General features: G+C 31.2%; 14 protein-coding genes. 3 read left to right on the forward strand and 11 right to left on the reverse strand.

The window, feature by feature from the left end; genetic code table 11:
- The first annotated feature begins 93 nt into the window (after nucleotides 1-93).
- A complete protein-coding gene (locus BUC29_RS08000) occupies nucleotides 94-1,203 on the forward strand; it encodes a glycosyltransferase (RefSeq protein ID WP_073415971.1) in 1,110 nt (369 codons plus the stop codon).
- Here BUC29_RS08000 and BUC29_RS08005 read toward each other — a convergent pair.
- From BUC29_RS08005 to BUC29_RS08040, 8 genes are all read right to left on the reverse strand, one after another.
- Complete coding sequence (locus BUC29_RS08005; RefSeq protein ID WP_244160796.1) at nucleotides 1,139-2,377, reverse strand: O-antigen ligase family protein; 1,239 nt, start codon at nucleotides 2,375-2,377, stop codon at nucleotides 1,139-1,141. The genes BUC29_RS08000 and BUC29_RS08005 overlap by 65 nt on opposite strands.
- 37 nt (nucleotides 2,378-2,414) lie before the next feature.
- Nucleotides 2,415-3,479, reverse strand: coding sequence for a hypothetical protein (locus tag BUC29_RS08010; RefSeq protein ID WP_073415122.1), 1,065 nt, complete (start codon nucleotides 3,477-3,479; stop codon nucleotides 2,415-2,417).
- 12 nt (nucleotides 3,480-3,491) lie between these two features.
- Nucleotides 3,492-4,796: an MATE family efflux transporter gene (locus BUC29_RS08015; RefSeq protein WP_073415124.1), complete on the reverse strand. Its 1,305-nt coding sequence runs from the start codon at nucleotides 4,794-4,796 to the stop codon at nucleotides 3,492-3,494.
- Between the two features lie 7 nt (nucleotides 4,797-4,803).
- Nucleotides 4,804-5,790: a hypothetical protein gene (locus BUC29_RS08020; RefSeq protein WP_073415127.1), complete on the reverse strand. Its 987-nt coding sequence runs from the start codon at nucleotides 5,788-5,790 to the stop codon at nucleotides 4,804-4,806.
- Between the two features lie 8 nt (nucleotides 5,791-5,798).
- Nucleotides 5,799-7,478, reverse strand: a complete 1,680-nt coding sequence (locus BUC29_RS08025; RefSeq protein WP_073415129.1) for a DUF6909 family protein — start codon at nucleotides 7,476-7,478, stop codon at nucleotides 5,799-5,801.
- Between the two features lie 76 nt (nucleotides 7,479-7,554).
- Nucleotides 7,555-8,154, reverse strand: a complete 600-nt coding sequence (locus tag BUC29_RS08030) for a transposase (RefSeq protein ID WP_073415132.1) — start codon at nucleotides 8,152-8,154, stop codon at nucleotides 7,555-7,557.
- A 68-nt stretch (nucleotides 8,155-8,222) separates the two neighbouring features.
- Complete coding sequence (locus tag BUC29_RS08035) at nucleotides 8,223-9,707, reverse strand: GH3 auxin-responsive promoter family protein (protein WP_073415135.1); 1,485 nt, start codon at nucleotides 9,705-9,707, stop codon at nucleotides 8,223-8,225.
- An 11-nt stretch (nucleotides 9,708-9,718) separates the two neighbouring features.
- Nucleotides 9,719-10,219: a peptidase gene (locus BUC29_RS08040; RefSeq protein WP_073415138.1), complete on the reverse strand. Its 501-nt coding sequence runs from the start codon at nucleotides 10,217-10,219 to the stop codon at nucleotides 9,719-9,721.
- 214 nt (nucleotides 10,220-10,433) lie between these two features.
- Between BUC29_RS08040 and BUC29_RS08045 the strand changes: the two genes are divergently transcribed.
- A complete protein-coding gene (locus tag BUC29_RS08045; RefSeq protein WP_042564899.1) occupies nucleotides 10,434-10,613 on the forward strand; it encodes a Sec-independent protein translocase subunit TatA/TatB in 180 nt (59 codons plus the stop codon).
- Between the two features lie 82 nt (nucleotides 10,614-10,695).
- On the opposite strand, the gene BUC29_RS08050 is transcribed toward BUC29_RS08045, so the two are convergent.
- Entirely contained in the window at nucleotides 10,696-12,819 is a 2,124-nt protein-coding gene (locus BUC29_RS08050) for a Tex family protein (RefSeq protein WP_073415140.1), read from the reverse strand.
- 116 nt (nucleotides 12,820-12,935) lie between these two features.
- Between BUC29_RS08050 and BUC29_RS08055 the strand changes: the two genes are divergently transcribed.
- Nucleotides 12,936-13,205 (forward strand): DUF1294 domain-containing protein, encoded by a 270-nt coding sequence (locus tag BUC29_RS08055; protein WP_073415142.1) that lies wholly within the window; start codon nucleotides 12,936-12,938, stop codon nucleotides 13,203-13,205.
- A 154-nt stretch (nucleotides 13,206-13,359) separates the two neighbouring features.
- Here the strand turns inward: BUC29_RS08055 and rpiB are convergent, their stop codons facing one another.
- Together rpiB and BUC29_RS08065 are read right to left on the reverse strand one after the other, a co-directional pair.
- A complete protein-coding gene (rpiB, locus tag BUC29_RS08060) occupies nucleotides 13,360-13,791 on the reverse strand; it encodes a ribose 5-phosphate isomerase B (RefSeq protein ID WP_073415144.1) in 432 nt (143 codons plus the stop codon).
- 829 nt (nucleotides 13,792-14,620) lie between these two features.
- A complete protein-coding gene (locus BUC29_RS08065; protein WP_073415146.1) occupies nucleotides 14,621-14,854 on the reverse strand; it encodes a putative signal transducing protein in 234 nt (77 codons plus the stop codon).
- Nucleotides 14,855-14,940 lie beyond the last annotated feature (86 nt).

Genomic DNA, 14,940 nt, shown 5'->3' on the forward strand with positions numbered 1-14,940 from the left:
TTGACTAGAATCTTAATCAATAGGAGAATTCTATTTTTTAATTCATTATTAAATTGGTTTATTCTATTTTTACGAATCTAAATCTTGAATGTTTTGAAAGTTGTACACATTGTGGAAGCACTAGAAGGTGGTGTTTATACTTATTTTAAGGATTTGTCTGCTTTCTTTGGTGATGAAAAAAACAGCAAATCCATTGAAACTACCATTATTTACAGCAGTAATAGAAATGGTGTTAGTGTACAAAAAGTGAACGCCGAGTTTTCAAATGGTGTTAAACTAATTAATCTCAACATGTTGAGAGAGATTTCATTATTTCAGGATTATAAAGCTGTTCTTGAACTTCGTCTTGAACTCAAAAAAATAAATCCGGACATCATTCATCTTCATTCCTCAAAGGCCGGTGTTTTAGGCAGAATCGCTGCTTTTTTATTATTCAAAAAAGTAAAGATTTTTTATACTCCGCATGGTTATGCTTTTCTTAGGACAGATATTTCAAAAACTACAAAAAAATTATATTATGCGATAGAAAAAAGTTTTCAATGGTTTTTTGGAGGAACAATTATTGCCTGTGGCGATACAGAATTTGAAATCGCAAAAAAAATTGGTCCTGCAAAACTAATTCGTAATGGTGTTAACATTTCTGATATTTATCAGCATTTTATACCTCAGCATAATACGAAACTAACAATTGGAATTTTAGGCAGAATAACCGCTGCCAGAAATCCTCAATTGTTTAATGAAATTGCTTTACGTTTTCCTCAATTTAATTTTATCTGGATTGGCGATGGCGAATTAAATCATTTAATTACAGCACCAAACGTTACCATTACTGGCTGGATTTTAGACAAAAGAGTCGTTTTTGAAAAATTAAATTCAATAGATATTTACCTTCAAACTTCTTTGTGGGAAGGTCTTCCAATCGCTGTTTTAGAAGCTATGGTTTTGGAAAAACCTGTAATTGCTACCAATATTATTGGTAATAAAGATATAGTTGTTCCAAATAAAACCGGTTTTCTTTTTAATAAAATTGATGAATTAGAAAACTATTTTGAGGTTCTAAATACCTTTGAAACACGAGTTAAATTTGGTAAAAGTGCATTAAAAAGATGCTATGATTTTTTTGACGAAAACGAAAATTTTAAAAAGCTTGCGGCTCTTTATCAAGAACAATTTTTTGCTGAAGCCAATAGCTTGAAAAAATAGAAAACCAAAATCCGCTGAAAGCAATACCATCAAATCGAAGCAGGAAATCATCAATTAAATTTGATGTAAAAAAGATAATAAAAAACGAAATTATGACGGCGTTTTTTAAATCATAACCTAAATATCCAATCGTAAAAATATAAAGAATTACTACTAGAGGTCCCAAGATTCCAAACTTCAGTAAAAAATCTAAAAACTGATTATGTGTTGGAAATTCAAACTTTGCTAAAAACTTTTGGTTTGTTTCTTTATAATATTTATTTAACTCTGGTTTTCCATCTGAAGCACCTACTCCAAAAGGAAGGTTTTTAATCGATAATTCCCATGCTGATTTCCAGATTGAAAGTCTCGTTGCCAGAGTATTAAACGCATAAATTTCAGGATGATCAATTTCATCTAATTTTCCTACTTTATCCATATAAGCAAAAGTTACAGTCGAGTATTTTTGTTTCATATAAGGATTCTTCTCAATGAAAAAGAATAAAATACTTCCTAATACAAATACAAGTCCAGCGAATGTTAATGCAATTTTCTTTAAACTAAATTTTGATTTTATTTCTATAATAAAAACAATAACAAAACCAATAAGAACATTAACTAATGCCATTCTTGTATTGACCAAAAGCACAAAGAAAAATGATAATAAAAAAGTTATAAACCGAAGGATTTTTAATCCTTTTTTTTCGTTATTCTGAAAACTGTAAAAAACAAAATAAAATGCACAAACCGAAACAAATGCTAAATGCATATTGAGAGCCGGGGCGTGAATACCAATACTGGCTGCAAATTTATAACCCATTTCAAAAAGGTCAATTCTGCTTAAATATTTGGTCAATAGATCCGGATAAATAATATAAAATCTTATGGCAAACAATACCATTAAAGTTGTTGTTATTACACAATAAGTCTGTAATACTTTAAGAAATTTTATTCGCTGATAATTCCCAATAATAAAGATTGGAAATAATATTAAAGAAGTACTCTTTTCAATTGCTTTTAATCCTTTTGAGAAAGAATCATTGTTCCAAAAAAGCAATAATTCTAATAAAACTGGTGAGGCGATACAAAGTATTAAAACCCATGATTTTTTGGTAAATTTTAATTTTCGAACAAAAATCAAATTAAAAACAGCAAACAAAATGATAAGGAATGAACATGGCTTTCTGAAAATCATTGCAATAGCAATTAAACACAAAAAAACATGAAAGATTTTATTGAAGTTTTTTTCTGAAAGATTCATAGTATAATGCAAAATAAATTAATGGAAAAACACCCATCTTATGACGTACTGCGGTGCCTAAATCGGGTTCGAAAACGCCTTGTACAATAAAAAAAGCAAAAATAATAAGCAGTACTAAAAGTTCTTTTGAATATCTTTTTCTATCTACAAGACATTTAGCAAAGCGTACTAATAAAATATAAAATAGCAGCAGCTGCCAGATTATAAAAATAATAATTTGAGGAGATAGTATATGTTTTAAACCGTTTACAGGAATATTTACAGTAAAAAATCCATAAAATATACCAATAGTTTCTCCATACCATGTATCTGTCTCTACGGGTGAAATTATTATGGAATTGGCATCTGCAGAACCAACCCTGTCGCTATTTACTACTTCGCGGCTAATTTCAGAAAGGTATTTTCCTTTTATAATTCCATGACTAAATGATAGAAAAACAGCAATCAATAAGCCGTAAAATATCGTTGTTATGGTTTTATTTTTAAAAGTTACTAAACTTATCAAATACATTCCACCGCCTATAACGGGAATCAAAAGATAATAAGGACGAAAAAACACTCCAAAAATTAATAATAAAAGTACAGAGTAAAGAATTGTTTTTTTTAAAGAAACCTCTGGATTTAAGCACATAAAAACAATTGGAGAAATATATAGAAAGGTTATAAACTCTTTTGATGGCATTGACATAAAAATGGCAATCATTAATATTCCCATATAAACCAATACATTTTTAACGTTTATCTTTTCAAATCGTTCCGGAATTCCAATTTTATATAAAATATACATTAATACAGGAAACTGAATTAAAGCAATCACTGGGAATGGTAGATAACGAAGTCCTGAAATTTTGTATAATAAAATTGAAAGAGGATAACTGCCAAAATAGCCAATTTCATTTCCTTTATCGTAAGCAATAATAGCAGCATCATAAAAAAACTTAGGTGGCAAAACAAAAAAAGCCAGCACAGCAACAATAAGATTTACCGCCGCAATAAGCAAAAATGCTGCTTTGCTTTTTTCGATTTTAGTTTTCATATTAAAGCGCTTTTAATGTAAAAAAATCAATATTTTGTCCTTTTTATAAATAACAACTGCCGAAATAAAATTCCAAAAAAAAGAACTCGAAACATATGCAATTGCAGCTCCCGTCATACCATATTGCGGAATTAGAAATCGGTTTAAAAGGAAATTAATCATAACCGCAGCAATTAATATATTCTGAAAAATATGCTGTCTTCCAGTCATATTTAAGTATACCGGAGCCGAACCAAATAAAGAACAAATTCCCTGACCAATAATTAAAATTAAGAAAGCCTGTTGAGCCGCAATATACTGATGTCCAAAAAAAGACAAAACATATTCTGAAAATACGCTGATTAAGAAAATCACTGGAAAAGTAATAAAGAAAATCAACCGGGCGCTGTTTCTCAATACCTTTTTTAATTCTGCCAGATTGCGTCCTGAAAATAATTCTGCAATTTTTGCCGATACGGTAATATTTACAGTCAAAACTATAACCGAAACTATTGTCATTACTTTTACACCAACCGAATAAAAGGCAACCGCTTCGTCGTTTCGATATTTTTTTAAAAACATAATATCAAAACACATTAATAAAAACATAGCCATTCCGCTTATCGCAATTGGATACGATTTTATAAAAATTTCTTTTTTTGAAAAAATTTCCGGAGTATTAGTTTCCGTTGTTTTATTAAAATAAATGAAAACAAAAATGGAACTCAAAATCGCTAAAACAACAAAACCAAGTAAAAAAACATCAACTAAATACGTTTCTTTATGGTAATAAAATAAGACTATTGAACCCGCAATCAGCGGAATATATTTTAAGATATTTCTAAATAATTCTGCAATGTATAATTTATCTAAAGCTCTAAAAACCTCTGTGTTAAATAGTGATAATCCGTAGAAAAATAAGGTTGCCGCGCCTTTTAAAAGTATCGTATAAACTTCATCATCTACAAAATAATTGTTTATTCTTTTTTCATCGATACATAAAATGATAATTAAAGCTAATAACGAAGCTGTAAAAAGCATTATTACCATTTTTGCATATACCTTTTTAAGCTGTTCAACTGCGTTTTGACTTGCCAAAAATCCTTTGAAATATAAAATAGACTGGTCAAAACCAAGCATACATATGCATCCTGCAGCTAATAAAAAAGATCGTATAAAATCGTATTGTCCAACTAATTTTGGAGTATAATTTTTGGTTAAAAAAACGGTAAAACCAAACAATAAAAGAACTCCAAATATTCTTAGAAACAAAGTACTTAAACTTTGTTTTAGAAATGGATTTTTTGAAATTCTTTCAAAGATTATTTTCGTTTTCAAATGAATGTTATTTAACCTGCGATTTCAAAAGCTGTCTGCGATAGAATTTTTTGAATAAATGAACCAAAACAAAAATTAAAAGAAAGAAAACCGGAAATATAAGTTTAAAGTTTCCGTTTGTAATTTTAGTATTATTGATGTTTAAAGTTGCATTAATTTCCTTTATCGCTTTATCATAATTTACCAGTTTCAATCTATTTTTTCCCTGATCTGTTATTAAATACTGCTTTGTTTTAATAATGTCATTTAACTGCGTGTTTTCATTGTAATAAACCAGCTTGTCATTTTTAGCCCCGTTTTTTACAGTATTCGAAAAACCATTTAAAACCTGATCAATTTGAGATATAATAGTATCATTTTGAACTATTTGCTGTTCCAGGTTTTTATACCCAATTTTTTGTAGTGCATTAAAATATTCTGAACTGTTTAAGTATTTCAGCAACGGTTCAACAATATCTTTTTCATCAGTAATTTTGTTTGATACAAATGTAATGGTGTGAAAAGTATAATTTTTACTCGTTACGTTATCTTCTAAAACTTTATTGACTTCGCCTACCTCAGCCATTAATTTTATAAGTTCAAAATTTTGCTCTTTGTCTTCAATAAATTTATAAACATCGGCAATTGGCTTTATTTCAATTCTTTTGATTGATTTTGGATGCTGAATGCCAACAACATTTTTTAAAAATGCAGTATCTCCGGAAATAATCTTAGCTTCAATTAAATCTATTTTAGAATACAGATAATCGACGCTTCCAAAATTTGGAGTTACAATTACCCTGTTTTGAAATGATTTTTTACTTGAATCCAAATACCATCCTAATCCAAATCCAAGAATTATTAAAATTAAAACGATAATCCAGTTTCTGATAAAAAACTGGATTGATCGAAAAATTCTGGTATTTATTCTGTCAAAAAAATTACCTACACTTTTTGAAAGCTGAAAAATATCAATTTCCTGATCTGTATTGTTTTGTGGTACGTTTGTACTCATTTTTGTTTTTATTTGATGTTGAAAATCTGTTCTAAAATCTTAATGGTAATCAAATAAGTTGGTTTTACACCCGTTGTTCCCAATCCGCCAGAAGCTAACGTACTTCCGGTTTCAAGTGGATTATCTGATGCATAATATGCATAACGAACTTTTATATCGTGCGGTACACTTTTTCTAATTTTTGATGCCGACTGAATTGCTTTTTGATAATAAGATCCTTCCATTTCAAGACCAATAACACCCCAGGTCGATTCGTGGAAAAATTTCAGTAAATCTCTGTTTTGAAGTGAAGTCCCTAAAACGGTAACCATCGCACCTTCATAAATATCGATATCATTTCCTTCAAACATGGCGCCTGTTAATTCATTTTCAAAGAAATAATTATCAGCCGTTCCTTCATTAATATGCGCAGTCGGAATCATGATATCGCCTTTTCCACCTTCCAAAATTCCGGCTTTACCCATAATCGAAACCGATTTTACATTTAGTAAAGTTTCTTTTTTAAATGGTTTTAAAAGTTCATCGATTGTTTCATAAGCCTGTTCTCCAAAAGCATAATCCATTACGATAATTACCGGTTTTTCTTCGCCTACATTCGCATGTGAAAATGCTGTTTTTGACCAGTCGATTTTGGCTGTATCAAAAATCTGAACGTCAATATTCGTTCCCGAGGTGTCAGGCAATGAAATCATTCCGTTTTTTAAAGCTAATTCTTCAACCTGACCTCTGATTTCTTTTGACCCTGAGCCGCTTAATTCTTCATAAATAAAGAAATCATTTTTGCTTTTGTATTTAGATGTTAACAAAGGCGTTGCAAAAATAGAATTCATCACACTGTGCATATTGGCACTTATTACGTGAATTGGTCGTTTTAAAAGATCGTTTGCTTTTAAAACTTCTTTGATGTTTGTTGCCCAGATTTCTCCATGAATGTGATGTCCTAAACGTTCACGCAAAACCGGACTAAAAGTGATAGTACGTTTGTTGTTTTCGACAATTTCTTCGATTGCTAATTTTCCTAACCAATAAATTACGTGCAGAAAACGATCCGGTGCATTTTCTGAACCAAAGGCATCATAAATGTCTAAAACCTCCTCAAAAGTTCTGGCTAAAATATTAGCAACGTGCGAAATTGCTTTTTCTTTTTCTATCTGCGAAAGCTTTTTTGTCTGCGTAATAGCTTGTTCCAGTTTTAACCAATCGCGAGAAACTTCTCCTCCATCGTCGATTAAAACTCTGTTTTTAATTTTATGAGATTCAATAAAAATGAAAGTCAAATGCGTCAAAATATCATAAATGTCTGAACGTCCGCGTGTGATTTCGACATTCATTTGTTCTTCGTCGATTCTATAGCAATTTCTTCTTCTTTTAGGAGGAACAATTGGCTGAAAATGTGATTTAGAATATCCTTCGTCTGAAGTTAAATTGATGAATCGACATTGTTCGATTCCTATAGGCAGACGTTCTATAACGTATAAAAGTCCGTTTAATTCTACTTTTTCCTCGGCAATATTTCCGTAGATTTCCGGGCGTAATGCTAATAATGATTCACGTAAACTGTCGCCAGAAACTCCCATTGGTTTGTAAAAACCACGGTTGAATAAATGGCGCATTGTAATGTACATTTTTTCTATAGCTGCAGATGATTCCTGCGCTCTTGATCTTGATATATGTTTGGTTTCTTTCATGCTGTTTTATTTTGTAAACTCAAATGTATGGAAATACAAGGCATGCCTTGTATCTACAATATGATTTTTTTTTTAATCATTTTGATTTATCTTCTGTTTTAAATTTATCCTTTGCCCAATTTTCCGGATTTGAAACAATGTAATCAGAAATTTTTTGATAGTCATTATTGCTTCTAATGATATTATCATAAAATAATTTTTGCCATTGATGTGGATATCCTAATCTATTTGCATGTTTGGTTACGGCAGATTTATAGGATCCAACAATTGACGAAATGGTGTTTTTTCCAATGTTTTGAAACCGTTGTGAACCCGGTTTTTGAAATGGTGACGTTGTTAGAGACAGGGCATGCCCTGTCTCTACACGCCCTGTCTGTACATTATCAATATTATTCGATTGTTTGTCAATAATCAAAATCCCGTGAATATGATTTGGCATGACCACAAAATCACCCAATTCAACGTTTTTATGGTGTATGGGAATTTGATGCCACAATAGATCTGCAATAATACCAACCTCCGACAAAACCATTTTATTATTTTGAATTTCTCCAAAATAATGTTTTCTGTCTTGTGTACAAATTGTTATAAAATAGGCACCGTTCCAACCATAATCCCACCATTGCGCTCTTATTGAAGAAATTCGATATTTATTTTGAAATTTTCCTTTATTCATAGTAACTTAATACTGCTATCTTTTTTTCACTTAAAAAGAGGCATTAACTTACAAATATAAATATTTTCCTACTTTAAATTATCTGCAATCTTTCTGTCATTCGACAATCTCGGAATTTTATTCTGTCCGCCTAATTTGCCTTGAGATTTCATATATTCCTGAAATCCATTTTTTGAAACTTTACTAATGACAACCTTTCGCAAAACATTTCCGGTGATCAAATCGTCGTAATAAATATTTTGTTTTCGCATCGAATCGTCGATCGCTTCCGCAAAAGTTTCAATGTTTTCCGGTTCTTTTTCAAATTCTATTAACCATTCATGATACGGCAATCCGCTTGACGGTGTAATTTGAGGAGCAACCGTAAATTCGTTTATCACAATATCGGTTCCGGCAGTTGCTTCTTTCATGGCGTTTTCGACTTCATTCGCAATGACGTGTTCTCCAAAAGCCGAAATATAATGTTTGATACGTCCTGAAACTATAACGCGATACGGAGCTAAAGATGTAAACTGAATAGTATCGCCAATGTTATAACCCCAAAGTCCAGCATTTGTAGAAACAATTAAAGCATAATTTACGCCCAATTCTACTTCACCAATTGTATAACGTTTTGGGTTTTCTGTAAAAAATTCATCTGCTTTAATGAATTCGTAGAAAATTCCAGAATTCAACAATAAAAGCATTCCTTTTTCTTTTTGAGAATCCTGATAAGCAAAAAATCCTTCAGAAGCAGGAAACAACTCAATACTGTCGACTTTTTTACCAATCATTTGTTCAAATTTGGCGCGGTAAGGTTCGTAATTTACACCTCCATAAATAAACAAATTGAAGTTTTTGAAAATCTCGCTGATCTTTTTTCCGCCGCTTTTTTCCTGTAAACGCTCAAAATACATTTGTACCCAGGACGGAATTCCGGAAATAACCGACATATTCTCTTTAATTGTTTCGTCTACAATCGTATTAACTTTCGTTTCCCAATCATCAATACAATTGGTTTCCCAGGATGGCATTCTGTTTCTTTGTAAATATTTCGGAACAAAATGCGCTACAATTCCGGAAAGTCTTCCAAACTTAATTCCGTGTTTTTCAGTCAAAATAGGACTTCCCTGCAGGAATATCATTTTTCCATCTACAAAATCAGCATTTCCGGTTTCGTTTATATAATGTAGAATTGCATTGCGAGCGGCATTTACATGCGATGGCATAGATTCTTTTGTAAGCGGAATATATTTCGCGCCGGAAGTTGTTCCTGAGGTTTTAGCAAAATAAATGGGTTTTCCTTTCCACAAAATGTTTTCTTCGCCAATTTTAACCTTTTCGATATATGCTTTTAAATCTTCGTAATCACGAATTGGAACATTCTTCTGAAAATCTTCAAATGTTTTTATTGAAGCAAAATTATGGTCTTTTCCAAACTCAGTTTCTTTGGCACTTTGAATCAGATTTTTAAAAACTTCTAATTGTGTTTCAATCGGTTTTTTTGACCAAGCTTGTGTTTGATTGTATATTTTGCGGGCAAATATTTTTGCTGCTATCGATTTAATTGACATTTTTTGTGGTATTATTTTTTGTCACTTTTCTTTTTCTTCGCATTACTTTCTCCTGACTCTTTTTCAATTTTAGCCACTTCTTCGCGCAGTTTTATTTCTTCTTCAGAGGCTTTCATATTTAAGTCTGAAGGTTCATCGGATTCTGCTATAATAGAATCTTTATTAAATTTTGCGTATTCTAATTGTCCGCTTAAAACTTTCTGAACTCCTTTTATGTAAGCTTCATTTTTCTTTAAGGCAGTTTCTAATGAATCCGATTTTATAGCCAGTTCCGTTGCATTTTTTTTGAGCTGAGAAGAGGAATAACCCGGAATAAATTCGCGTAAAGGAGTAAAAGCGATAATGAATGTTGTAACCAAAATAAGAAATATGCCTCCTAAAGTAAACATTACAAAGACATTCATCAAAGTTAATCTAAATGAAAAAATTTCTTCAAAAGTATCTTCATTCAAAATTACCAGTCGGTTTTTGATAAATAATTTTTTCCTGAAATTCCTTTTTTTCTTAGCCATTTTTATTCATTATACGAGCAAATATAGTAATTAATCGTCTTGATAATAACTGCGAAAAATTCCGAAAATTATTAATTTAATCATTTTATAAAATATTTAACGCAGTAATAAACAAATATTTTGATCTAAAAACTCTTGTTGTTCGTATATTCTATATACCTTTGCGGTGAAAAATAAAAAAATCAATTTGCTTCGGCATTAAATATAATTAGTCATGGGAAGATTAGGTCTTACAGAAATCCTTGTTATCGTAGGTATTGTGATATTACTTTTTGGAGGTAAAAAAATTCCAGAATTAATGAAAGGTTTAGGAAGTGGAATTAAGGAATTTAAAAACGCTGCTAAAGACGATCAACCTGCACCTGCTAAAAAACAAGAAGAAGAAACAAAATAGTAAACTTCAAACTTATTAAAAATCCCAGATTACAAATTGTAAGTCTGGGATTTTTTGTTTTTATAAAATTTATTTCTATATTTTAAAGTATCATCGTCAACTGAATTCTCTTTCTATCTTCATCAACCTCAGTTACTTTCACATCAACATGCTGATGTAATTTTACCACTTCATTTACGTCGCTTACAAAACCGGCTTTCAATTGCGAAATGTGAACCAATCCACTTTCTTTGATTCCGATGTCAACAAAACACCCAAAGTTGGTAATGTTATTAACAATTCCCGGAAGAATCATTCCGGTTTTCAAATCCTTGATCGATTTTACATTGGCATCAAATTCAAAAACCTTAGCTGACTTTCTTGGGTCTAATCCTGGTTTTTCAAGCTCTTTTATGATGTCTTTCAGTGTAAGTAAACCAATTTCTGGTGTAACATACTTTTCAGCTTTAATAAGAGATGTTTTTTCCTTATTAGCAATTAAGTCATTCAAAGAAATATTTAAATCCTTCGCCATCTTCTCCACAACCGGATACGCTTCTGGATGTACTGCCGAATTATCTAACGGATTTTTAGCATTAGTAATTCTAATAAAAGCCGCTCCCTGCTGATATGCTTTGTCTCCTAAACGCGGTACTTTTTTCAGCTCTTTTCTATCTTCAAAAGGCCCGTTTTCAGAACGGTATTGTACAATGTTTTCAGCCAGCTTCTCCCCGATTCCACTCACATAACTTAATAAGTGTTTACTTGCGGTGTTAATGTTAATTCCAACCGAGTTTACGCAGCGAATTACTGTGCTGTCCAGTTCTTCTTTTAATTTAGTTTGGTCAACATCGTGTTGATATTGCCCTACTCCAATCGCTTTTGGATCAATTTTTACCAATTCAGCCAACGGATCTGAAAGTCTTCTTCCAATAGAAACTGAACCTCGAACCGTTACATCATAATCTGGAAATTCTTCTCTCGCCGTTTTTGATGCTGAATAAACCGATGCCCCAGCCTCAGAAACCACAAAAACCTGAACGGGTTTATCGAATGCAATTTTTTTGATAAAAAATTCGGTTTCTCTTGAAGCAGTTCCGTTTCCGATAGAAATCGCATCAATATGATACGCATTTACCATCGAACGCACTTTTTTAATCGCCATTGATTCCTCATTTTGAGGTGCGTGCGGATAAATTGTTTCGTTGTATAATAAATCGCCTTTTTCGTCCAGACAAACTACTTTACAACCGCTTCTAAATCCCGGGTCGATTGCCAAAATACGTTTCTCTCCCAATGGCGGAGCCAAAAGTAACTGACTTAAATTGTTAGCAAAAACCTGAATTGAGTTAGCATCGGCCTTAGCTTTGGCTTCCTGCAAAGTTTCGTTTCCAATCGCCGGATTCAATAAACGTTTATAACTGTCTTCAATCGCAAGTTGTAAATGCGATGTCGAATTGTTTTGTTTTTTAATGATGATTTCGTCAATAACATCGTAAGCATCGTCGATATCAACATCTATTTTCATTTTAATATAACCTTCATTTTCAGCACGAAGCATTGCTAATAAACGGTGCGCCGGTGCTTTTGTCAATGGCTCTTCCCAATCAAAATACTGACTGAATTTTTGTGCACCTTCTTCTTCAGCTTTCTTTTTGACCACTTTTGTGGCAATAGTTGCTTTTCGCTGAAATAATCTTCTAAGTTGTTTACGAACATAAATATTTTCATTAATCCATTCGGCTACAATATCTCTTGCTCCCTGAATTGCCGCTTCTTCATTGATAACATTTTCATTTAGATATTGCGTCGAAATAAAATCAAAATCAACATCACTTTCAGACATCATTAATTTTGCTAAAGGCTCTAAGCCAAATTCGCGGGCAACATCGGCTTTTGTTTTTTTCTTCTTTTTGTATGGAAGGTAAAAATCTTCAATTTCCTGTAAATCAAAACTTTCTTCAATTTTTTTCTTCAATTCAGGCGTTAACGCTTTTTGTTCTTCAATAGATTTTAAAACGGCTTCTTTACGCTTTATAAGTGTATCATAATCTTTTTGAAGTTTTGCAATCTGCTCAATTACAGTTTCATCAAGGTTTCCTGTTGCGTCTTTTCGATATCGCGAAATAAACGGAATTGTACAGTCTTCCTCTAATAGTTTTACTGTGTTTTGAATACTGACAGCTGGCGCCTGAACAGACTTGGCAATGAATTGAATATTAGTCATACTTTTAATGAAATAAATTCTTAATTATAAGTTGATATAATTTACTTGTTAAAATTGTTTTGCAAATTCATCAAACATTTGGCTAAAATAATATCTTTGTTTTTAATTTTAAGCCAATGGAAATTTTTTTACTGTATTTTTTATTTATAAATATCATCGTTTTTATTCTTGCCGGTTATGATAAATACTTGGCTCGAAAAAATAAACGAAGAATACCTGAAAACACTTTATTTTTTATTGAAGCAATCGGAGGGACTCCTGGCTTATTAACAGCAATGTTTTTATTTAGACATAAAACGAGTAAAACTTCATTTATTGTCAAATTCTCGCTGATTTTTTTAATTCAGGCTGTTTTAATTTATCTCTATTTAACTAACAAAAAATAGATATTAACATTGTTGATAACCCAAAAAATCTATTTTAAAAATATATTGATTAACTGATTTTTAATATATTAAATAAAAAACCGGATAGATTTTAAAAATCCGCCCGGTGTGTTTTCTCTATATTTGGTGCGAAGCACCCGATTTTTTTGACGATTTACGAACAAGCAATCTTATTAACTCTGTTTTGGTGTCTTCCGCCTTCAAAAGCTGTATTAAGGAAAGTTTCTACAATTTCAACGGCTTGTGGAATAGAGGTAAAGCGCGCCGGAATACTTACAATATTAGCATCGTTATGTAAACGTGTTAAATAAGCGATTTCTTTTGTCCAGCACAAACCAGCTCTTACTTTCGGGTGTTTATTAACAGTCATCGCAATTCCGTTACCGCTTCCGCAGATTACGATTCCAAAATCAGCTTTTCCTTCAGATACATCATTCGCAACCGGGTGTCCAAAATCAGGATAATCAACAGAAGCATCTGTATCAGTTCCGTAATTCGTTACTTCATAGCCTTTTGCTTCAAGCATAGCAACAATTGCTTTTTTATATTCTGGGCCTGCGTGGTCGTTTCCTATCGAAATTTTCATTTTCTATACTATTTAGTTGTGTTATGCAAATTTAATTAAAGAATACGGAAGTAAATCTTTTTTAGAAAGGAAAATACAGATTTCAGCCACGAATTCACGAATAATCAATAATCTTAAAATTCTATAACTTTAACTTCGACAAATCTTTCAAAAAATTCGTGATCCCGATAGCTATCGGGATAGCTAATTGCAACTATCTTACTGTCAAAATCTTATCAGTTATTAACAATTTTAATAAGTATATAACTATCTCAAAATCAATAAAGAATAAATATAAAATTTGTTAAAATTTTGAGGTGTTAATAGCAATTCGTAATTCGTTGATATTCAATTAACTTTAAGTTAACATTATTTGTTAATAAGTTCGAAAAGAAAATTAGAAGTTTTTTTTGGTTGTTTGAAAAAAATACTTAATCCAAAACCGGAATGAAATATGCAAGAAAAGTTTCGTGAATTTTTAGAAAAGTTATCAATATCAAAAATACCATTTTCAACAACTATTAACATATCAACTTATCTACAAAATGAATCCATTTTTGGTTGTCAACCGTTGTTAATTAAAATACAAAAAGTCTTATAAATTAATCATTTAACTAAAAATAACTATGTTGATAACTCAGAATAAATAAGTAAAACGAGATTTCAATGGCTTCAGAAAAAAATTTATTCGACATATTAACACACTATAATAACCATCAAATTTTTTAAATTTTTAAAAATTCTTTTTTGTTGTATTTAATATATGTTGAAAACTAAAAAAGTTGAAAATGAAAAAATTTTTTTGAGTTTGAATTTTAGTTTGTTTTGTTTTTGTTTTTGAAGTTTTGTTTCAGACGATTTTGAGAGGATTGTTGAGATTATCGAGAATTTCCTGAACTTGTTCGAAATCGTCCGGATGAACTTTGAGTTTGATTCCGCCCAGCGCATTTGAATAAAGCGGCATTACCGAAAGCGTTATTTCGTTTTCAAAAAAATATGGAATTTCTTCCTGTTCTAGTAAGTGTTTGAGAACCACTGTTTCGTGCAGATAATTGAAGACTGCAATGGTTTGAAAGCTATCCATAAAAGGTGTTTTTGTAAATGTACGAAAAGTTATATTTTTAATAATTCTATTTGTTAAAAAGTATTATCTGATTTCTTATTTGTAAT

This window comes from Flavobacterium defluvii, from assembly GCF_900129555.1.
GTDB classification, from domain to species: domain Bacteria; phylum Bacteroidota; class Bacteroidia; order Flavobacteriales; family Flavobacteriaceae; genus Flavobacterium; species Flavobacterium defluvii.